Origin of the sequence: Streptomyces sp. NPDC096079 (assembly GCF_040303145.1) — a bacterium.
GTDB lineage: Bacteria > Actinomycetota > Actinomycetes > Streptomycetales > Streptomycetaceae > Streptomyces.
On sequence record NZ_JBEOST010000034.1, the window covers coordinates 1 to 17,748 of the forward strand.

General features: G+C 71.4%; 20 protein-coding genes. 8 read left to right on the top strand and 12 right to left on the bottom strand.

Annotation, left to right across the window (positions count from 1 at the left end):
* Nucleotides 1–285 precede the first annotated feature (285 nt).
* The gene (locus tag ABTY59_RS35580; RefSeq protein WP_352023287.1) at nt 286–948 is read right to left on the bottom strand and encodes a DNA-3-methyladenine glycosylase; all 663 of its coding nucleotides are present in this window, start codon (nt 946–948) and stop codon (nt 286–288) included.
* Between the two features lie 78 nt (nt 949–1,026).
* Between ABTY59_RS35580 and ABTY59_RS35585 the strand changes: the two genes are divergently transcribed.
* The 3 genes from ABTY59_RS35585 (at nt 1,027) to ABTY59_RS35595 (ending at nt 3,061) form a co-directional block, all read left to right on the top strand.
* Nucleotides 1,027–1,809 carry a sporulation protein gene (locus ABTY59_RS35585; protein ID WP_352023288.1) on the top strand — a complete coding sequence of 261 codons (783 nt, stop codon included), beginning with the start codon at nt 1,027–1,029 and terminating at the stop codon, nt 1,807–1,809.
* Nucleotides 1,810–1,853: 44 nt separating this feature from the next.
* Entirely contained in the window at nt 1,854–2,390 is a 537-nt protein-coding gene (locus ABTY59_RS35590) for a YbhB/YbcL family Raf kinase inhibitor-like protein (RefSeq protein WP_352023289.1), read from the top strand.
* Between the two features lie 164 nt (nt 2,391–2,554).
* Nucleotides 2,555–3,061, top strand: coding sequence for an HNH endonuclease (locus ABTY59_RS35595; RefSeq protein ID WP_352023290.1), 507 nt, complete (start codon nt 2,555–2,557; stop codon nt 3,059–3,061).
* Between the two features lie 69 nt (nt 3,062–3,130).
* On the opposite strand, the gene ABTY59_RS35600 is transcribed toward ABTY59_RS35595, so the two are convergent.
* The 4 genes from ABTY59_RS35600 to ABTY59_RS35615 all read right to left on the bottom strand — a co-directional run bounded on the left by ABTY59_RS35600 (nt 3,131) and on the right by ABTY59_RS35615 (nt 6,334).
* Complete coding sequence (locus ABTY59_RS35600; protein WP_352023291.1) at nt 3,131–3,904, bottom strand: sulfite exporter TauE/SafE family protein; 774 nt, start codon at nt 3,902–3,904, stop codon at nt 3,131–3,133.
* Nucleotides 3,905–3,996: 92 nt separating this feature from the next.
* Nucleotides 3,997–4,938, bottom strand: coding sequence for an SPFH domain-containing protein (locus tag ABTY59_RS35605; protein WP_352023292.1), 942 nt, complete (start codon nt 4,936–4,938; stop codon nt 3,997–3,999).
* A gap of 93 nt (nt 4,939–5,031) precedes the next feature.
* Nucleotides 5,032–5,460 carry an NfeD family protein gene (locus ABTY59_RS35610; RefSeq protein ID WP_352023293.1) on the bottom strand — a complete coding sequence of 143 codons (429 nt, stop codon included), beginning with the start codon at nt 5,458–5,460 and terminating at the stop codon, nt 5,032–5,034.
* 76 nt (nt 5,461–5,536) lie between these two features.
* Complete coding sequence (locus ABTY59_RS35615; protein WP_352023294.1) at nt 5,537–6,334, bottom strand: ABC transporter ATP-binding protein; 798 nt, start codon at nt 6,332–6,334, stop codon at nt 5,537–5,539.
* A 135-nt stretch (nt 6,335–6,469) separates the two neighbouring features.
* Between ABTY59_RS35615 and ABTY59_RS35620 the strand changes: the two genes are divergently transcribed.
* Nucleotides 6,470–7,261: an Rv1486c family protein gene (locus ABTY59_RS35620; protein WP_352023295.1), complete on the top strand. Its 792-nt coding sequence runs from the start codon at nt 6,470–6,472 to the stop codon at nt 7,259–7,261.
* Between the two features lie 79 nt (nt 7,262–7,340).
* Here ABTY59_RS35620 and ABTY59_RS35625 read toward each other — a convergent pair whose 3' ends face one another.
* The 3 genes from ABTY59_RS35625 to ABTY59_RS35635 form a co-directional block, all read right to left on the bottom strand.
* Nucleotides 7,341–7,580 carry a chaplin gene (locus ABTY59_RS35625; protein WP_352023296.1) on the bottom strand — a complete coding sequence of 80 codons (240 nt, stop codon included), beginning with the start codon at nt 7,578–7,580 and terminating at the stop codon, nt 7,341–7,343.
* Between the two features lie 165 nt (nt 7,581–7,745).
* Nucleotides 7,746–8,390 (bottom strand): response regulator, encoded by a 645-nt coding sequence (locus ABTY59_RS35630; protein WP_352023297.1) that lies wholly within the window; start codon nt 8,388–8,390, stop codon nt 7,746–7,748.
* Nucleotides 8,383–9,528, bottom strand: coding sequence for a GAF domain-containing sensor histidine kinase (locus tag ABTY59_RS35635; protein ID WP_352023298.1), 1,146 nt, complete (start codon nt 9,526–9,528; stop codon nt 8,383–8,385). Before ABTY59_RS35635 ends, ABTY59_RS35630 begins: the two co-directional genes overlap by 8 nt.
* A gap of 172 nt (nt 9,529–9,700) precedes the next feature.
* Between ABTY59_RS35635 and ABTY59_RS35640 the strand changes: the two genes are divergently transcribed.
* The 3 genes from ABTY59_RS35640 (at nt 9,701) to ABTY59_RS35650 (ending at nt 12,570) form a co-directional block, all read left to right on the top strand.
* On the top strand, nt 9,701–10,405 hold the full coding sequence (locus tag ABTY59_RS35640) for an SDR family oxidoreductase (protein WP_352023299.1): 705 nt from the start codon (nt 9,701–9,703) through the stop codon (nt 10,403–10,405).
* Nucleotides 10,402–11,499, top strand: a complete 1,098-nt coding sequence (locus tag ABTY59_RS35645; RefSeq protein WP_403541947.1) for an S-adenosylmethionine:tRNA ribosyltransferase-isomerase — start codon at nt 10,402–10,404, stop codon at nt 11,497–11,499. Before ABTY59_RS35640 ends, ABTY59_RS35645 begins: the two co-directional genes overlap by 4 nt.
* Nucleotides 11,500–11,787: 288 nt before the next feature.
* Nucleotides 11,788–12,570, top strand: coding sequence for a transglycosylase SLT domain-containing protein (locus ABTY59_RS35650; RefSeq protein ID WP_352023301.1), 783 nt, complete (start codon nt 11,788–11,790; stop codon nt 12,568–12,570).
* A 61-nt stretch (nt 12,571–12,631) separates the two neighbouring features.
* Here ABTY59_RS35650 and ABTY59_RS35655 read toward each other — a convergent pair whose 3' ends face one another.
* Nucleotides 12,632–15,196, bottom strand: coding sequence for an ABC transporter ATP-binding protein/permease (locus ABTY59_RS35655; RefSeq protein ID WP_352023302.1), 2,565 nt, complete (start codon nt 15,194–15,196; stop codon nt 12,632–12,634).
* A gap of 197 nt (nt 15,197–15,393) precedes the next feature.
* Here ABTY59_RS35655 and serB point away from each other — a divergent pair, with 197 nt between their 5' ends.
* Complete coding sequence (gene serB / locus ABTY59_RS35660) at nt 15,394–16,611, top strand: phosphoserine phosphatase SerB (protein ID WP_352023303.1); 1,218 nt, start codon at nt 15,394–15,396, stop codon at nt 16,609–16,611.
* 69 nt (nt 16,612–16,680) lie between these two features.
* Here serB and ABTY59_RS35665 read toward each other — a convergent pair whose 3' ends face one another.
* From ABTY59_RS35665 to ABTY59_RS35675, 3 genes are all read right to left on the bottom strand, one after another.
* A complete protein-coding gene (locus ABTY59_RS35665) occupies nt 16,681–17,199 on the bottom strand; it encodes a SixA phosphatase family protein (protein WP_352023304.1) in 519 nt (172 codons plus the stop codon).
* A 35-nt stretch (nt 17,200–17,234) separates the two neighbouring features.
* Nucleotides 17,235–17,438: a hypothetical protein gene (locus ABTY59_RS35670; RefSeq protein WP_352023305.1), complete on the bottom strand. Its 204-nt coding sequence runs from the start codon at nt 17,436–17,438 to the stop codon at nt 17,235–17,237.
* A 193-nt stretch (nt 17,439–17,631) separates the two neighbouring features.
* Nucleotides 17,632–17,748 (bottom strand): SGM_5486 family transporter-associated protein, encoded by a 117-nt coding sequence (locus ABTY59_RS35675; protein ID WP_352023306.1) that lies wholly within the window; start codon nt 17,746–17,748, stop codon nt 17,632–17,634.

The following is a 17,748-nucleotide window of genomic DNA, read 5'->3' on the forward strand; positions in this document are numbered from 1 at the left end:
TTCGTTCCTGTTTCCAGGCCCTCCGGGCGCTTCCTTCGTTTCCGACTCTATCAGATCTTTCCGATCCGATTTCCTCGGTGCTTTCCGGTCCCTTTTGCTTTCGCTCCGGGCCCTTCCGGCGTGTCCACTACTTTAGCTGATTTCTTCGGCGACTCATAATCGAGCCCGTCGAATTCGAATTCCGGCATGCCGAAATAAGCCCCTGCTGGGGAAGTCATATCGAGTAGTGGGTGGCCGCTGCGGGGTGCTTGAACAAGCAGACCGTTTCCAGCGGCTCGGGCTACGTTACGAGGTTCGGCGGCCCGAGTCAAGGCGGCTCTTCCTGGGGGTGTGCGCGCGGTACGGGCTCACCGTCGGGTCCTCGGTGATCCAGAAGCGCCAGGGGTGCGGAGCTCCCTCGCCGCCGACGCCGGTGCGGGGGCCGCTGCTGATCCGGTCCGGGGCGGGGGGCGTGCCCGTCAGGAGGGCGAGCGGTGCGTCCCGGCCCGCGCAGACGTCGGTGCCGTTGAGGGAGAGGGCGACGTCGAGGGCGGTGGCGAGACGGGCCGGGCCCTTCGCCAGCTCGTGGTCGGAGCGGGCCGAGCGGCGGCGGGGGCGGGCCTGGTCCGCGCCCTCGACGAGTTCACCCGCGCGGAGCAGGACTCCGCCGGCGTGGCCCTCGGGGCCGCACACCAGGTTCAGGCAGTGCCACATGCCGTAGGTGAAGTAGACGTACGCGTGTCCGGGGGGTCCGAACATGACGGCGTTGCGGGCGGTGCGGCCCCGGAAGGCGTGCGAGCCGGGGTCGATCGCGCCGGCGTACGCCTCCACCTCCGTGAGGCGCAGCTCCATGCGGCCCTCGTCGGTGGTGCGGACGAGGGTGCGGCCGAGGAGATCGGGGGCCACCTCCAGGACGGGGCGGTCGAAGAAGGCCCGTGGGAGCGGCGTACGGTCGGGGCTCTCGCTCATGGCGCCCGAGAGTAGTGGGGAACCGGCTACGGTCGTCGCGCGTATGTAGGGGTCAGGACCCTAGAAGGAGTGGAAGTCATGGGATTCAAGAAGCTGCTCGCGAGCCTGGGTGCCGGTGGGGCCACCGTGGAGACGGTGCTCACCGAGGAGAACGTCGTCCCTGGTGGGGTCGTCCAGGGCGAGGTGCGGATCCAGGGCGGCAGCGTCGACCAGCAGATCGAGGGGCTCTCCGTCGGGCTGCAGGCGCGGGTCGAGGTCGAGGGCGGTGACCAGGAGCACAAGCAGGACATCGAGTTCGTGAAGGTGCGTCTGGGCGGGGCCTTCGAGGTCAAGGCCGGCGCCGTGCACGTGGTGCCGTTCGGTCTGGAGATCCCGTGGGAGACGCCGGTCACCTCGGTCGCCGGGCAGCAGCTGCGGGGGATGAACATCGGTGTGACGACCGAGCTGGAGATCGCCCGTGCGGTGGACTCCGGTGACCTGGACCCGATCAACGTGCACCCGCTGCCGGCGCAGCAGGCCATCCTGGACGCCTTCATCCAGCTGGGCTTCCGCTTCAAGAGCGCGGACATGGAGCGCGGGCACATCCGGGGGACGCGTCAGCGGCTTCCCTTCTACCAGGAGATCGAGTTCTTCGCGCCGCAGCAGTACCGGGGGCTGAACCAGGTCGAGGTCAGCTTCGTCGCGGACGACCGTGAGATGGACGTCGTCCTGGAGATGGACAAGAAGCCGGGTCTGTTCACCGAGGGCAGCGACTCGTTCCGCGCGTTCACGGTGAGCCTGCACGACTTCCACACGACCGACTGGGCGGCCTACCTGAACCAGTGGCTCGCCGAGGTCGGCGGCCGTCGCAACTGGCTCTAGGCTCGGCTGCGTCAGCGTTGACGGACGATTCGGAGGTACTCGACGTGTCCGAGGGCAAGAGGGCGCCGCTTCCCCACGACTTCCATCCGCCGGTCGAGGCGTTCACCGTGGTGAGCGACGACGTGGCGCCGGGTGAGGTCCTGAAGGACGCTCAGGTGTACGCGCGGGGGAACGTCTCTCCGCAGCTGAGCTGGGAGGGGTTCCCGGCGGGGACGAAGAGCTTCGCCGTCACGTGCTTCGACCCGGACGCCCCGACGGGCAGCGGGTTCTGGCACTGGGTGCTGTTCGACATCCCGGTGTCGGTGACGGAGCTGCCGGCGGGTGCCGGGTCCGGGTCGTTCGAGGGACTGCCGGCGGGTGCCGTGCACGCGCGGAACGACTACGGCTCGAAGGACTTCGGCGGTGCCGCTCCGCCTGCGGGTGAGTCGCACCGGTACGTGTTCTCGGTGTACGCGGTGGATCAGGAGAAGCTCGGCCCCGACGCCGACACGTCGCCTGCCGCGGTGGGGTTCAACCTGCGGTTCCACACGCTCGGCCGTGCCCAGTTGGTCGGTTCCTACACGGCTCCCGCGGCGGGCTGATCGTTCGTTTGTTGTTTGCCTGCTTCTGGTCTTGGAGAGATCAGAAGCAGGCATCTTTTGTTTCGCGAGAAATTGCGTTGTCCGACCCGGCCGGCCCGGCCATCGTTGATCCAAGCCCGAAGACCCCTCCCGGGGCTGGGGCCGGCACACGGGAGGTGGGCAACATGCGGGACACGCTGGTACTGAACGCGAGCTTCGAGCCGCTGTCGACGGTCACACTCAACCGTGCGGTGGTGCTTGTCCTGCAGGACAAGGCCGTCGTCGAGCAGGCCCATCCCGAGCTGAGGGTGCGGGGCGCCGCGCTCGATCTGCCGGTGCCGCGGGTGATCAGGCTCTGCCGGTACGTACGGGTGCCGTTCCGAAGACAGGCACCGTGGTCGCGGAGGGGGGTGCTGGTCCGGGACCAGCACCGGTGCGCGTACTGCGGGCGGCGGGCGACGACGGTGGACCACGTCGTGCCGCGGGCGCAGGGCGGCGGGGACAGCTGGCTGAATACGGTCGCTTCCTGCGCCGAGGACAACCACCGCAAGGCCGACCGGACGCCGGAGCAGGCCGGGATGCCGCTGCTGCACCAGCCGTTCGAGCCGACTCCGGCGGACGCGATGCTGCTCGCGATGCGGGCGAGCTCGCGGTCGGAGCTGCCGGACTGGCTGCTCGACTCGGCCGCCTAGGCGCCTGATCCGCGGTCGTACGGAAGGGCCCGTCTCCCCCGGTGGGAGGCGGGCCCTTCCGTTTCCCGGTCAGCCGAGGGTCAGTTGCAGGATGGCCACGATGCCGACGGCGATGATCACGCCGCGCAGGACGGTCGGGGGCAGTCTGCGTCCGACCTTGGCGCCGAGCTGGCCGCCGAGGGTGGAGCCGACGGCGATGAGCAGGACGGCGGTCCAGTCGAAGTCGGCGACGAAGAGGAAGAAGACGGCCGCGACTCCGTTGACCAGGGCGCCGAGGATGTTCTTGACGGCGTTGATGCGCTGGAGGTCGTCGTTGAGGAGCAGGCCCATGAGGGAGAGGTAGAGGACTCCCTGGGCGGCGCCGAAGTATCCGCCGTACATGCTGGCGAGGAAGAGGCCGACGAGGAGGGCGGGGCCGCCGTCGGGGTGGGCCTCGGTGCCGGTCTGTTCGCGGCGGCGCTTCACGGCGGCGGCGATGCGGGGCTGGAGCAGGACCAGGACGAGGGCGAGTCCGATGAGGACGGGGACGATCGCGTCGAAGGCCTGGGAGGGCAGGGCCAGGAGCAGGATCGCGCCGATGAGGCCGCCGAGGAGGGCGGCGGTGCCGAGCCGCAGGACGCGGCTCTTCTGGCCCTTGAGTTCGCGGCGGTAGCCGATGGCTCCGCTGATGGATCCGGGGACGAGGCCGAGGGCGTTGGAGACGTTCGCGGTGATCGGCGGGAGTCCGGTCGCGAGGAGGACCGGGAACGTGATCAGCGTGCCCGATCCGACGATCGTGTTGATGGTGCCGGCGCCGATGCCGGCGGCGAAGACTGCCAGGGCTTCCCAGATGGACAACGCCATCTCCTTACATGGTCAGTGGCTCGCCTCCCCGCCCTGGCGGCGCCGGGGTCGAGGGGCTCGCACCGATCATGCACGAGGATTACGTGTACGTGTCAGTCGACTGAGGGTTCGTCTCGCCGCGCGGACGGTACGTCGCCCTTGACGTTGAAGCCGGGAACGCCGCCGCCCGCGTTGCCGAGGGCTCCGGAGAGGCCCTTGAGGGCGTCGCCGATCTCGCTGGGCACGATCCAGAGCTTGTTGGCGTCGCCCTCGGCGATCTTCGGGAGCATCTGGAGGTACTGGTAGGAGAGGAGCTTCTGGTCCGGGTCGCCCGCGTGGATGGCCTCGAAGACCGTGCGGACGGCCTGCGCCTCGCCCTCGGCGCGCAGGGCGGCGGCCTTGGACTCGCCCTCGGCACGGAGGATCGCGGACTGCTTCTCGCCCTCCGCGGTGAGGATGGCGGACTGGCGGGTGCCCTCCGCGGTGAGGATCGCGGCGCGCTTGTCGCGCTCGGCGCGCATCTGCTTCTCCATCGAGTCCTGGATGGAGGTCGGCGGCTCGATGGCCTTGAGCTCGACGCGGTTGACGCGGATGCCCCACTTGCCGGTGGCCTCGTCGAGGACGCCGCGCAGGGCCGCGTTGATCTCCTCGCGGGAGGTGAGGGTCCGCTCCAGGTCCATGCCGCCGATGATGTTGCGCAGGGTGGTGACGGTGAGCTGCTCGATCGCCTGGATGTAGCTGGCGACCTCGTAGGTCGCGGCGCGGGCGTCGGTCACCTGGTAGTAGATGACGGTGTCGATGTTGACGACCAGGTTGTCCTGGGTGATCACCGGCTGCGGCGGGAACGGGACGACCTGTTCGCGGAGGTCGATCCGGTTGCGGATCGAGTCGATGAACGGGACGACGATGTTCAGTCCGGCGTTGAGCGTGCGGGTGTAGCGGCCGAAGCGCTCCACGATCGCCGCACTCGCCTGCGGGATGACCTGGATCGTCTTGATCAGGGCGATGAAGACGAGCACCACCAGAATGATCAGGACGATGATGACTGCTGACATCGTGTTCCCCGTGCCCTTCGCTGCCGGTTGTCTGCCGGGTTTCTTCCGATGATCGAGTTTCCCAGACGGCGGAGCGTCATGGGCGAGGTTCGGTCACATGACCACGGCGGTCGCCCCGTCGATGTCCACGACGTCGACCTGTTCGCCCGGTTCGAAGGTCTGGCCGGTGTCGAGCGTCCGGGCGGACCAGACCTCGCCGGCGAGTTTGATGCGTCCCCCGCCGCCGTCGACCCTTTCGAGGACGACGGCCTGACGGCCCTTCAGGGCGTCGACGCCGGTGGCGAGTCCGGGTCCGCCGGCGCGGTGCCGGGCCGCGATCGGGCGCACCACGGCGACGAGCGCCACGGAGACGACGACGAAGACGAGCACCTGGGCGACGACGCCGAAGCCGAGGGCCGCGGTCACCGCCCCGGCGACCGCTCCGACGGAGAACATGCCGAACTCGGGCATCGCGGTCAGGACCAGCGGAATGCCGAGCCCCACCGCGCCGATCAGCCACCAGACCCACGCGTCGATGTCCACGTGGTCATGGTAGGGCGGTGGGGCACCTCCGGGACAGGGCGCGGGCGGCTGTGCGGGACGCCGGTGCCCTGGCGGTTCACTTCAGGGGCAGGCCGTGGGCGGTCCAGCGGTCGCCGACGCGCTCGACGACGAGCGGGAGGCCGAAGCAGTGCGAGAGGTTGCGGGAGGTCAGCTCCATCTCGACGGGTCCCGCGGCGAGGACCTTGCCCTGACGGATCATCAGGACGTGGGTGAAGCCGGGGGCGATCTCCTCCACGTGGTGGGTGACCATGATCATGGAGGGGGCGTACGGGTCGCGGGCGAGCCGGCCGAGGCGGCGGACCAGGTCCTCGCGGCCGCCCAGGTCGAGTCCGGCGGCGGGCTCGTCGAGGAGGAGGAGCTCCGGGTCGGTCATCATCGCGCGGGCGATCAGGGTGCGCTTGCGCTCGCCCTCGGAGAGGGTGCCGAACTTCCGGTCCAGGTAGTCGTTCATCCCGAGGCGGTCGAGGAAGGCCTTGGCGCGCTGCTCGTCGACCGGGTCGTAGTCCTCGTTCCACGTGGCGGTCATGCCGTACGCGGCGGTGAGGACGGTCTGGAGGACGGTCTGGCGCTTGGGGAGCTTCTCCGCCATGGCGATGCCGGCCATGCCGATGCGGGGACGGAGCTCGAAGACGTCGGTGCCGACTCCGCCGAGCCGCTCGCCGAGGATCTGCGCGGTGCCCTTGGTGGGGAAGAGGTAGCTGGAGGCGATGTTCAGAAGGGTGGTCTTGCCGGCGCCGTTGGGTCCGAGGATCACCCAGCGCTCGCCCTCCTTGACCGACCAGGAGACTTCGTCCACCAGAGCCCGTCCGTCGCGGACCACGGATACGTCCACCAGCTCCAGTACATCGCTCATGAGCGCGTTGTCTCCCCTTGCGGTCGAGTCTTGTCGTCGCCATGCGCCGGTGGGCGCGGCGTCCAGGGGAAAACCTACGTTATCGACGGAGCGGACCGGTCCGTAGGGCTTCCTTTCAGTCCTTAGTCTGGGGGGATGCTTTCGGAACCACGCTCAGGACGTCTGGCCGCCTGGGGCAATGCCCTGCTGGCCGGGGCGGTGTCGCCCGACGAGGCGGCGACGGCGATTGTCGGGGAGGACGCGGTGCACCGCGTGGAGGGGCTGCCGGGTGAGGCGGGCCCGGTGGGGCTGACGCTCGCGCTGGGCCGGCTGCGGCGGCTGGGGGTGACCGGGTGGCGGGTCGCGCTGCCGGCGCCGGGGCATCCGCTGGGGCTGAGCGGGCCGCCGGACTTCAACGCGCGCGCGTTGGAGGCGGAGGAGGCCGTGGTGGGCTTCGGCGCGCCGTACGGTCTCGTGCCCGAGGTCACGGAGGCGGGGCCGGCGGGTGACGTGCACGTCTCGGTGGTCTGGCACTGCCTCGCGGTGCGGGAGGCGCCGCCGGCGGACGTGCCGTCGCTGGGCGAGGCGGAGCGGGAGCTGGCGGAGGCGCTGCGGGACGCGACGGCGGTGCTGACCCGGCTGGACGTGGCGGCCTCGGGCCCGGCGGCGGACGCGGCACGGGAGGCGTACCGGGCGCGGGCGGAGGTGGGCCGCGAGGTGCTGGCCCCTGGCTATCCGCCGCGGGCGGTACGGGTCCTGGAGCTGGCGCAGCGGATCGGCCTGCTCGTGAACCTGGCGTACGACCACGGTCACGGGGGCGCGGTGAGCGCCTCGGAGATGGCGGCGCGGGGGGCGGCGCTGCGGCCGGTGGAACGGGTGGCGCGTCGGGCACAGGTCGCCGCGTACAACGCGTACGTGGAGGAACGCGAACGCGATCGCGGCTTCTGATCCTCGGCCCGCAACGCGGGAACGGAAAACCCCCGCCGCCCGGGGGGATCGTCCGGGCGGCGGGGGTTCGTGAGGGGGGTCAGCCGTTGACGGCGCCGTTGCCGAAGGCCGGGTTGAGCAGGCCGATCACGTTGACCGTGTTGCCGGAGACGTTCACGGGGACGTGGACCGGGACCTGCACCAGGTTGCCGGAGCCGACGCCCGGCGAGTGGAGGGCCTGCCCGTTGGCGTCCGCGTTCGCGGAGGCGACACCCGCGCCGGCGGCGACGATGCCACCGGCGACCATGGTGAGGACAGCGGCCTTCTTGAGGTTCTTCACTTGGTACTTCCTCCTGGTCAATCGCTGCGGCGGTCCGCCGCAGCACGCCATGGAGAACGCCGCACCCCCCGTCGGGTTGCGCCGAACGGGGGACATACACACGACGGTATGAAGGACTGAACGGTCGTGCGCCCCGGCGCGTGAAGGGCGCGTGTCCGCCGCGCGTCAGGGCGTGAGGCCGTGCCGCACCGCCCAGAGCGCCGCCTGGGTCCGGTCCGCGAGGTCGAGCTTCATCAGGATGTTCGAGACGTGCGTCTTGACCGTCTTCTCGGAGAGGACGAGGGCGCGGGCGATCTCCCGGTTGGACCGGCCGTCCGCGATCAGGCCGAGGACCTCCCGCTCCCGCTCCGTGAGGGACGGGCCCCGCCCCGTGCCCCCGTGGGAGTCCTCCTGGGCGAGCAGCGCGCCCGCGACCTCGGGCTGGAGCAGGACGTGCCCCGCGTGGACGGAGCGGATCGCGCCGGCCAGGGCGTCCGGGTCGACGTCCTTGTAGACGTATCCGCAGGCGCCGGCCCGGAGCGCGGGGACGACCGTCCGCTGCTCGGTGAAGCTGGTGACGATCAGGACCCTGGCGGGGTTGGCGAGCTCGCGGAGCCGTTTGAGCGCCTCGATGCCGTCGGTGCCCGGCATCTTCACGTCCATGAGGACCACGTCGGGGCGGAGCTCCTCGGCGCGGGCGACGCCCTCGGCGCCGTCCGCCGCCTCCCCCACGACCTCTATGTCGTCCTGCACCTCCAGGAAGGTGCGCAGGCCTCGGCGGACGACCTGGTGGTCGTCGACCAGCAGGACACGGATCGGCTTGTCAGCCACCGGGAACCTCCATCTCGATCGTGGTGCCCTCGCCGGGGGCCGAGGTCACGGTGAGCCGCCCTCCGACGCCGCCCGCCCGGTCCCGCATGGAGACCAGGCCGAGGTGGCGGCCGGCCCGGCGGACCGTCCGCGGGTCGAATCCCTTGCCGTCGTCGGTGACGGTGAGCAGCGCGCCCTGGCCGCTGCGGGTGAGGGAGACCGCGACGAGCTCCGCGTCCGCGTGCCGCAGCGCGTTGTGCAGGGCCTCCTGGGCGACCCGCAGGACGGCCTCCTCCTGGGCGGCGGGCAGGGCGCGGGTCCCCGGGCTCTCGAAGGTGACGCGGGCCGAGTGGGCGCGGTCGAGGACCTGGATCTGGGTGCGGAGCGTGTGCACGAGGCCGTCCTCGTCGAGGGCGGCGGGCCGGAGCTCGACGACGGCGGCGCGCAGCTCGTCGGCGGCCTCGGCGGCGAGCGCGGCGACCTGCTGGAGTTCGCCCTTGGCGCGGGCCGGGTCGCGGTCGACGAGGGCGGCGGCGGCCTGGGCGGTCAGCCGCAGCGAGAACAGCTTCTGGCTGACGGCGTCGTGCAGCTCGTGGGCGAGGCGGGAGCGCTCCTCGGCGATGGTCAGCTCGCGGCTGCGCTCGTACAGACGGGCGTTGGTGAGGGCGATGGCCGCGTGCTGGGCCAGGATCGAGAGGAGCTCCTCGTCCTCGGCGGTGAAGCCGCAGCCGCCGCCGGGTTTCGGGCAGCGCTTGTTGGCGAGGAAGAGGGCGCCGAGGATCTCGTCGCCGTCCCTGACGGGCAGGCCGAGGAAGTCGGACATCTCGGGGTGGGCGTCGGGCCAGCCCTCGAAGCGGGGGTCCTGGCGGACGTCGGCGAGCCGCTCGGGCTCGGCCTTGTGGAGCATCGAGGCGAGGATGCCGTGCTGCCGGGGCAGCGGGCCGATCGCCTTCCACTGCTCCTCGCTGACGCCGTCGACCACGAACTGGGCGAAGCCGCCGTGGTCGTCGGGGACGCCCAGGGCCGCGTACTCGGCGTCGAGCAGCTCGCGGGCGGAGGCCACGATCGTCTTGAGGACGTCGCGGACCTCCAGGTGGCGGCTCATCGCCAGGAGCGCGGTGCTCACGGCGGCCAGGCCGGAGCTCGGTCGATGGCTCATGTGTTCACGGTACCGGCGGGGTGTGACGGTCCGTATCCGACCGGGGACGAGGGTGGGGCGGGTCCCGGGACCTAGGTCGAAGTGCCCTCGGTGGTCCGGGCCCCGGGACGAGGCGGTGGGCGGGGGCGGCGCCGGAGGCTTGAGCCATCCACGAGGAGAGGGGATGGACGTCATGGCTGTAGCGATCGTCACGGGGGCGTCGAGGGGTCTGGGACGGGCGCTGGCGCACGCGCTCGCCGGCCGGGGCTGGGACCTGGTGCTCGACGCGCGCTCGTCGGAGGCGTTGGAGGAGAGTGCGGAGGAGGCACGCGCGCGGGGCGCGGCCCGGGTGGTGGCGCGGGCCGGGGACGTGACGGACGCGGCGCACCGGCGGGAGCTGGTGGCCGCGGCGCGGGAGCTCGGTGGGCTCGATCTGCTGGTGAACAACGCGGCCGTGCTGGGCGCGGAGCCGCTGGTGCCGCTCGGCGAGCACCCGCTGGACGGTTTCCGGGCCGCTCTGGAGGTGAACGTGGTGGCTCCGCTGGGGCTGCTCCAGGAGGCGCTGCCGCTGCTGCGGGCGGCGCCCGCGGGTGCGGTGATCGGGCTCAGCTCGGACGCGGCCGTGACGGCCTACCGGACGTGGGGCGGTTACGGGGCGACGAAGGCGGCGCTCGACCTGTTGTCGGCGGTCCTGGCGGTGGAGGAGCCGGGGCTGCGGGTCTGGTGGGTGGACCCGGGCTCGATGCGTACGGAGATGCTGGCCGCCGCGGAGCCCGGTGAGGACCTGTCGGGGACGCCGACTCCGGCGGAGATCGCGCCCGTGTTCCTGCGGCTGCTCGACGAGCGGCCGGCGAGCGGGCGGTACGCGGCGCAGGAGTGGGCGGAGGCGGTCCGGTGAGCGTGCTGTCCGACGGGCTCGAAGGGCTGCGGGTCCCGGAGGAGCTGTCGGCCCGGGTGCCCGCCGAGCAGCGGGGGCCGGGGCGGGGCCGGGACGACGTGCGGCTGCTCGTGTCGCGGGGCGGGGCGGTGTCGCACCACTCCTTCGGGGAGCTGCCCGGGCTGCTGCGCGCCGGGGACGTGCTCGTCGTCAACACGTCGACGACGCTGGCGGCGGCGGTGGACGGCCGGATGGGTCCCGAGCCGGGCGGGGAGGCGGTGGTGGTGCACTTCTCGACCCGCGGGGACGACGGTCGGTGGGCCGTGGAGCTGCGGACGCCGAACGGGTCGGGCAGTACGCGCCCGCGTGGGGGCGGTCCGGCGGGGGCGGTCGTACGGCTGCCGGGCGGGGCGCGGCTGGTGTGCGCGGAGCCGCTGGTGCCGGGGAGCGGGCGACTGTGGTGGGCGCGGGCGGACGGGGACGTGCCGGGGCTGATGGCGCGGTACGGGCGGGCGATCCGGTACGGGTACACGGAGCGGGACCAGCCCCTGTCGGCGTACCGGACGGTCTTCGCGCGGCCCTCCCCCGACGGGTCGGGCTCGGCGGAGATGCCGAGCGCGGGGCGGCCCTTCACGGCCCGGCTGGTGGCGGAGCTGGTCGACCGGGGCGTACGGCTCGCTCCGCTGTCCCTGCATACGGGGGTGGCGTCGGCGGAGGCGCACGAGCCGCCGTACCCGGAGCGCTTCGAGGTCCCGGCGGGGACGGCGGCCCTGGTGAACGCGGCCCGCGCCGGGGGCGGGCGGGTGATCGCGGTGGGGACGACGGTGGTGCGGGCGCTGGAGTCGGCGGCGGGGCTGGACGGGACGGTGCGGGCCCGGGCCGGCTGGACCGGTCTCGTCGTGACGCCGGCGCGCGGGGTGCGGGTGGTGGACGGGCTGCTGACGGGGCTGCACGAGCCGGAGGCCTCGCACCTGCTGATGCTGGAGGCGGTCGCCGGGCGCCCGGCGCTGCGGAGCGCGTACGCCGCCGCGGTGAAGGGGCGCTACCTCTGGCACGAGTTCGGCGACGTCCATCTCCTCCTTCCGGAGGAGGATGCTCACCGTGTGCATTGCTGACGCAACGTCTGGTGAGTTCGTTACGTGGCCGATGTGAGGCCGCGCATAGGACGCACATCACTTACGAAGCCCCCTAGTGGACCCCGTATGCCGGATTTGGACGGAGAAAACGGGCCACAGGGGGCTCTGTGTGGCGGGTGCACGGGACCCTGATCCACTACCCGGGATCGTACGTCACTCCTTTGCCACGGGATTTTGCTGCCGCTAAGAATTGCCCCCGTCGCCGCCGAGCAGGCGCAGCGCCGCCCCGGCCGAGCGACCCCCAGCGATTCGAAGAGGTAGTCCTGCATGTCTGCGAACACCCCTGGCCACAGTCGTGGTCTGAAGAAGACCCACAAGGCCACGATCGCCGGCGTCGCCGCCCTGGGCGCCGCAGCCCTCACCCTCTCCCTCGTGCCGGGCAACGGCAGCACCGAGACGGAGCCGCAGGCTCTCGCCGGCACCCAGCAGGTCGCCTGGTCGTACAACGCGAACAGCCCGCAGGCCAAGGCGCTGGCCGCCAGCATCGACCAGCAGCAGTCCACGATCGGCCTGAAGGCCAAGCAGGAGGCCGAGGCGAAGGCCAAGGCCGCCGCGAAGGCGAAGGCGGACGCCAAGGCCAAGGCCGCCGCGAAGGCGAAGGCGGACGCCAAGGCCAAGGCCGCCGCGAAGGCGAAGGCCGACGCCAAGGCGAAGGCCAAGGCCGCCGCGAAGAAGCGCGCCGCGGAGAAGACGGCCGCGAGCCGCTCCGTCGCCCGCACCCCGGTCTTCGCGAACAACCTCGACGGCTGGATCCGCGAGGCGCTCTACATCATGGACAAGCACAACATCCCGGGCACGTACAACGGCCTGCACAAGAACATCATGCGCGAGTCCAGCGGCAACCCGTACGCCATCAACAACTGGGACATCAACGCCATCAACGGCGTCCCGTCCAAGGGCCTGCTCCAGGTGATCTACCCGACGTTCAAGGCGTACCACATCCCCGGCACCAAGTTCGACCAGTACGACCCGGTCGCCAACATCGTCGCCGCCGCCAACTACGCGGCCGACCGCTACGGCTCGATCGACAACGTCAACAGCGCGTACTGAGTCTCCTCGGACACGCCGAAGGGCGGCACCCCGCACGGGGTGCCGCCCTTCGGGGCTGCCGTTACTTGCGCATGACCTCGGGCTCGTGGCGGCGCAGCAGCCGCGCCACGAGGACGCAGCAGAGCGTGGCCATGAGCAGCTGGATGCCGAGGTCGAGGCTCCACTGGCCGACCGTGTGCTCCCACAGCGGGTCGGTGTTCGTGGGGTCCTTGTGGTCCCACGGGGGCATGAGGTGCGCCAGGTCCAGGGTGGTGCCGGCGCCGGCGATGCCCCAGCGGGAGGGCATGAGCCAGGCGAACTGCTCCAGGCCGGGCGAGCCGTAGACCTGGAAGAGGATGCCGGTGAACACGACCTGGATGATCGCGAACATGACGAGCAGCGGCATCGTCTTCTCGGCGGTCTTCACCAGGGCGGAGATGACCAGGCCGACCATCATCGAGGTCAGGCCGAGCGCGATGACCTGGACGCAGAGCTCGACGGCCGGCGGCATGAACAGGCCCTCTTCGGGCAGCGCGCGGGTGGAGAAGCCGATGCCGCAGATGATGACGCCCTGGAAGGCCGTGATCACGCCGAGGACGATGACCTTGGACATCAGGTACGCGGACCGGGACAGGCCGACGGCACGCTCCCGCTCGTAGATGACCCGTTCCTTGATCAGCTCTCGGACGGAGTTGGCCGCGCCGGAGAAGCACATGCCGACCGCGAGGATCAGCATGATCGTGCCGGCGTCGCCGTTGAACCGGGACGGCGGCGTGGGCCTGCCGAGGCCGAAGTCGGCCGGGATGACGACGGACACCGCTCCGAGGACGGCCGGCAGGATCACCATCAGGGCCATGAAGCCCTTGTCGGAGGCGATGACGGAGACGTAGCGGCGGATCAGGGTCCACAGCTGCGAGCCCCAGCCCTGCGGCTTCGGCGGCCTGGCCATCGCCTGCTGCGGCATCTGGACGGGCTGCGCGGCGACGGCGTCGATGTCCGCGGCGTACATCTGGTAGTGCTGCGAGCCCTTCCAGCGGCCCGCCCAGTCGTAGTCGCGGTAGTTCTCGAAGGCGGAGAAGACGTCGGCCCAGGTGGAGTAGCCGAAGAAGTTCAGCGCCTCCTCCGGCGGGCCGAAGTACGCGACGGAACCGCCGGGCGCCATCACCAGCAGCTTGTCGCAGAGGCCCAGCTCGGCCACCGAGTGGGTGACGACGAGGACCGTGCGGCCGTCGTCCGCGAGGCCGCGCAGCAGCTGCATGACGTCGCGGTCCATGCCCGGGTCGAGGCCGGAGGTCGGCTCGTCCAGGAAGATCAGCGAGGGCTTGGTGAGGAGCTCAAGGGCGACGGAGACGCGCTTGCGCTGGCCACCGGAGAGGGAGGTGACCTTCTTCTCCTTGTGGATGTCGAGCTTGAGCTCGCGCAGCACCTCGTCGATGCGGGCCTCGCGCTCGGCCGTGGCGGTGTCGCCGGGGAAGCGGAGCTTGGCCGCGTAGCGCAGCGCCTTCACGACGGTCAGTTCCTTGTGCAGGATGTCGTCCTGCGGGACCAGACCGATGCGCTGGCGCAGCTCGGCGAACTGCTTGTAGAGGCTTCGGTTGTCGTAGAGGACGTCACCCTCGTTGGCCGGGCGGTAGCCCGTCAGCGCCTTGAGGAGGGTGGACTTGCCGGAGCCGGACGGGCCGATGACGCCGATCAGCGACTTCTCCGGGACGCCGAAGGTGACGTCCTTGAGGATCTGCTTGCCGCCGTCGACCGTGACCGTGAGGTGGCGGGCCGAGAAGGAGACCGAACCGGTGTCGACGAACTCTTCCAGCTGGCCGCCGACGATGCGGAAGGTCGAGTGGCCGACGCCGACGATGTCCTGCGGGCCGAGGAGGGCGCTGCCGCCCTTGGGGATCGGCTGGCCGTTGACGTAGGTGCCGTTGTGCGAGCCGAGGTCGCGGATCTCGAAGCGGCCGTCGGGCGTCGCGTGGAACTCGGCGTGGTTCCGCGAGACCTGGAGGTCGGAGACGACCAGTTCGTTCTCGAGGGCACGGCCGATCCGCATGACGTGACCGAGGGCCAGCTGGTGGAACGTGGTGGGGCTGCGGTCGGCGTAGGCCGACGACGCGCCCGCCGCGCCACCGGGGTGCCCCGGTCCGGGTCCCTGCTGATGCGGGACCTGGTGCGGGGCGGGCGGCTGCTGGGCCTGCTGCTGCCAGCCCTGCTGCTGCGGGGGCGCCTGGTGCTGCGGCGGCGCCTGGTGCGTGGCCCAGTCGGCCTGGGCCGCGGCGGCCGCGGCGGCGGGCTGGTGGGCGGGCGCCTGATGGGCCGGGGCCTGCTGCTGCGGCACGGCGGCCGCGCCGGAGGAGGCGAGATTCAGCCGCGGGCCGTCGGTGGCGTTGCCCAGGTGGACGGCCGAGCCGGGACCGATCTCCACCTGGTGGATCCGCTGGCCCTGGACGAAGGTGCCGTTCGTGGAGCCGTGGTCCTCGATGACCCAGCTCCGCCCGCCCCAGCTGATGGTGGCGTGCCGCCACGAGACCCTGGCGTCGTCGATGACCAGGTCGCCCTGAGGGTCCCTGCCCAGGGTGTACGACCGGGACGGATCCAGCGTCCAGGTCCTGCCGTTCAATTCCAGTACGAGTTCTGGCACTCCATGCCCCACTACTTGTCCCCCGATGCACCCCCGTCGTCGGGAGTCCAGGGATGGCGAATCATCCTGGGGAACTATTTCAGGCCCGGTCCCGTATCGGAAAGTCGGGCCACGTGAAGACCTTTGGGGCAACTCCTGGACCACTCGGGTGTCCGCAGGGCGGGACGGGCGGTCGGGGCGCGTACGGTGCCCGATACGGTGGAACCACCATGAGCGCATCGCAGACCTCAGACGTTCCCACCCTTCTCGTCAAGATCTTCGGGAAGGACCGTCCCGGGATCACCGCGGGACTCTTCGACACCCTCGCCGCCTACTCCGTCGACGTCGTGGACATCGAGCAGGTGGTCTCCCGCGGCCGCCTCGTCCTGTGCGCGCTCGTCACCGAGCCCACCGTCGCCTCGCAGGGCGAACTGCGGGCCACCATCCACAGCTGGGCCGAGTCCCTGAAGCTCCAGGCCGAGATCATCTCCGGCACGGGCGACAACCGTCCCCGTGGTGAGGGGCGCTCGCACGTCACCGTGCTCGGCAACCCGCTGACCGCCGAGCAGACGGCGGCCATAGCGGCCAGGATCGCGGAGACCGGCGGCAACATCGACCGCATCTTCCGCCTCGCGAAGTACCCGGTGACGGCGGTGGAGTTCGCCGTCTCGGGCTGCGGGACCGAGCCGCTGCGGACCGCCCTCGCCACCGAGGCGCACAGCGTCGGGGTGGACGTGGCCGTGGTCTCCGCCGGGCTGCACCGGCGGGCCCAGCGGCTGGTGGTCATGGACGTCGACTCGACCCTGATCCAGGACGAGGTGATCGAGCTCTTCGCCGCGCACGCGGGCTGCGAGGACAAGGTCGCCGAGGTGACGGCCGCGGCGATGCGCGGCGAGCTGGACTTCGAGCAGTCGCTCCACGCGCGCGTGGAGCTGCTGGCCGGCCTCGACGCCTCGGTGGTCGACAAGGTCCGCGCCGAGGTGCGGCTGACGCCCGGCGCCCGCACCCTGATCCGTACGCTCAAGCGGCTCGGCTACCAGGTGGGCGTCGTCTCCGGCGGGTTCACTCAGGTCACCGACGACCTGAAGGAGCGCCTCGGCCTCGATTTCGCGTCCGCCAACACGCTGGAGATCGTGGACGGGAAGCTCACCGGCCGGGTGACCGGCGAGATCGTCGACCGGGCGGGCAAGGCGCGACTGCTGCGCCGGTTCGCCGCGGAGGCGGGGGTGCCGCTGGCGCAGACCGTGGCGATCGGCGACGGCGCCAACGACCTGGACATGCTGAACGCGGCCGGGCTCGGGGTGGCCTTCAACGCGAAGCCGGTGGTGCGGCGGGCGGCCCACACGGCGGTGAACGTGCCGTTCCTCGACACCGTGCTGTATCTGCTGGGCATCACGCGCGAAGAGGTCGAGGCCGCGGACTTCGGCGAGGAGGACCTGCCGCACTGAGCGGTGGGGGTACGGAGAAGGGCCCGGGTGTCGGTCGACGCCCGGGCCCTTCCGCGTACGGCTGAGGGATCAGGCGTGCGGGGTCCAGAAGTCGACGAGGCGGCCGACGCCGTGCTCCACGGACTTCCAGGAGCCGTCGAAGGCGATGACGGCGAAGGCGGAGGTGGGGAAGCCGCTGCGGTTCATCCGGGGCAGGAGGTCGCCCTCGGACTCGCCCGCCAGGGCGTCCGCGAGGGCGTGCATGCCGGGGTTGTGGCCGATGAGCAGCAGGTCGTTCACGGTGTCCGGGGTCTCGTTGACCACGGCGATGAGCTCGCCGAGCGAGGCCTCGTACAGCCGCTCCTCGTACACGGTCTTCGGGCGGTGCGGGAGTTCGTGGACGGCCAGCTTCCACGTCTCGCGGGTGCGGGCGGCTGTCGAGCAGAGGGCCAGGTCGAAGGCGATGCCGCTGTCGGCGAGCTTGCGGCCGGCCACCGGGGCGTCCGTGCGGCCCCGGTCGGCGAGGGGTCGCTCGTGGTCGGACTCGTCGTTCCAGTCGGCCTTCGCGTGCCGGAGCAGCACGATCCTGCGGGGTGTGTCGACGCTCATGGTCCACAGCTTCGCACGAAACAGGCCACCGCGACTCAGAGAGGGAGCGTTTGCCAGAGGTGCTCCAGGACCCTGCCGACCGCCGCGTCACCCGTCGCCGCCTGGGCCTCGCCCGGTCCGGCCATGAGCATCAGGAGGGCGAGGAAGGCGGCTGCGGGGAGGACGAGGGCCCACCAGGGCAGCCGGGTGTCGACGCCGGTGGTCGTGGTCCGGATGCCGGGGTGCGTGGGGGCCGACATGACCGCCTCCAGGAGTGAGTTCCGCGCTTTCGCCGTTGTCACCAACGTACGGATCGCGCGTCCTCCGGCCCATCCGGTGATCCACCCACTTCACCCTGAGACCCGCCCCCTAGGGGATGCGGGGGGTATCCCCACCCCCTGGGGGGAGATCGCCTCCGGGCCCGGGGGTCACCCCCTGCCCGCGGAGGTCATCTCACGGGGAGGCGAAGGAGGCGATGACGGCGATGACGATCGTGATGCCGAGCATCGCGCCGAGCACGGCGAGCAGCTTCTTCTGGCCGTTCTGGGGGTTGGGTTCGAGGAAGGGCAT

Coding starts and splice junctions, on each gene's coding strand:
- ABTY59_RS35580 (WP_352023287.1), bottom strand. CDS start 948: ATGAGCGAGAGCCCCGACCGTACGCCGCTCCCACGGGCCTTCTTCGAC.
- ABTY59_RS35585 (WP_352023288.1), top strand. CDS start 1,027: ATGGGATTCAAGAAGCTGCTCGCGAGCCTGGGTGCCGGTGGGGCCACC.
- ABTY59_RS35595 (WP_352023290.1), top strand. CDS start 2,555: ATGCGGGACACGCTGGTACTGAACGCGAGCTTCGAGCCGCTGTCGACG.
- ABTY59_RS35600 (WP_352023291.1), bottom strand. CDS start 3,904: ATGGCGTTGTCCATCTGGGAAGCCCTGGCAGTCTTCGCCGCCGGCATC.
- ABTY59_RS35605 (WP_352023292.1), bottom strand. CDS start 4,938: ATGTCAGCAGTCATCATCGTCCTGATCATTCTGGTGGTGCTCGTCTTC.
- ABTY59_RS35615 (WP_352023294.1), bottom strand. CDS start 6,334: ATGAGCGATGTACTGGAGCTGGTGGACGTATCCGTGGTCCGCGACGGA.
- ABTY59_RS35620 (WP_352023295.1), top strand. CDS start 6,470: ATGCTTTCGGAACCACGCTCAGGACGTCTGGCCGCCTGGGGCAATGCC.
- ABTY59_RS35635 (WP_352023298.1), bottom strand. CDS start 9,528: ATGAGCCATCGACCGAGCTCCGGCCTGGCCGCCGTGAGCACCGCGCTC.
- ABTY59_RS35640 (WP_352023299.1), top strand. CDS start 9,701: ATGGCTGTAGCGATCGTCACGGGGGCGTCGAGGGGTCTGGGACGGGCG.
- ABTY59_RS35650 (WP_352023301.1), top strand. CDS start 11,788: ATGTCTGCGAACACCCCTGGCCACAGTCGTGGTCTGAAGAAGACCCAC.
- serB (WP_352023303.1), top strand. CDS start 15,394: ATGAGCGCATCGCAGACCTCAGACGTTCCCACCCTTCTCGTCAAGATC.
- ABTY59_RS35665 (WP_352023304.1), bottom strand. CDS start 17,199: ATGAGCGTCGACACACCCCGCAGGATCGTGCTGCTCCGGCACGCGAAG.
- ABTY59_RS35670 (WP_352023305.1), bottom strand. CDS start 17,438: ATGTCGGCCCCCACGCACCCCGGCATCCGGACCACGACCACCGGCGTC.
- ABTY59_RS35675 (WP_352023306.1), bottom strand. CDS start 17,748: ATGCCCTTCCTCGAACCCAACCCCCAGAACGGCCAGAAGAAGCTGCTC.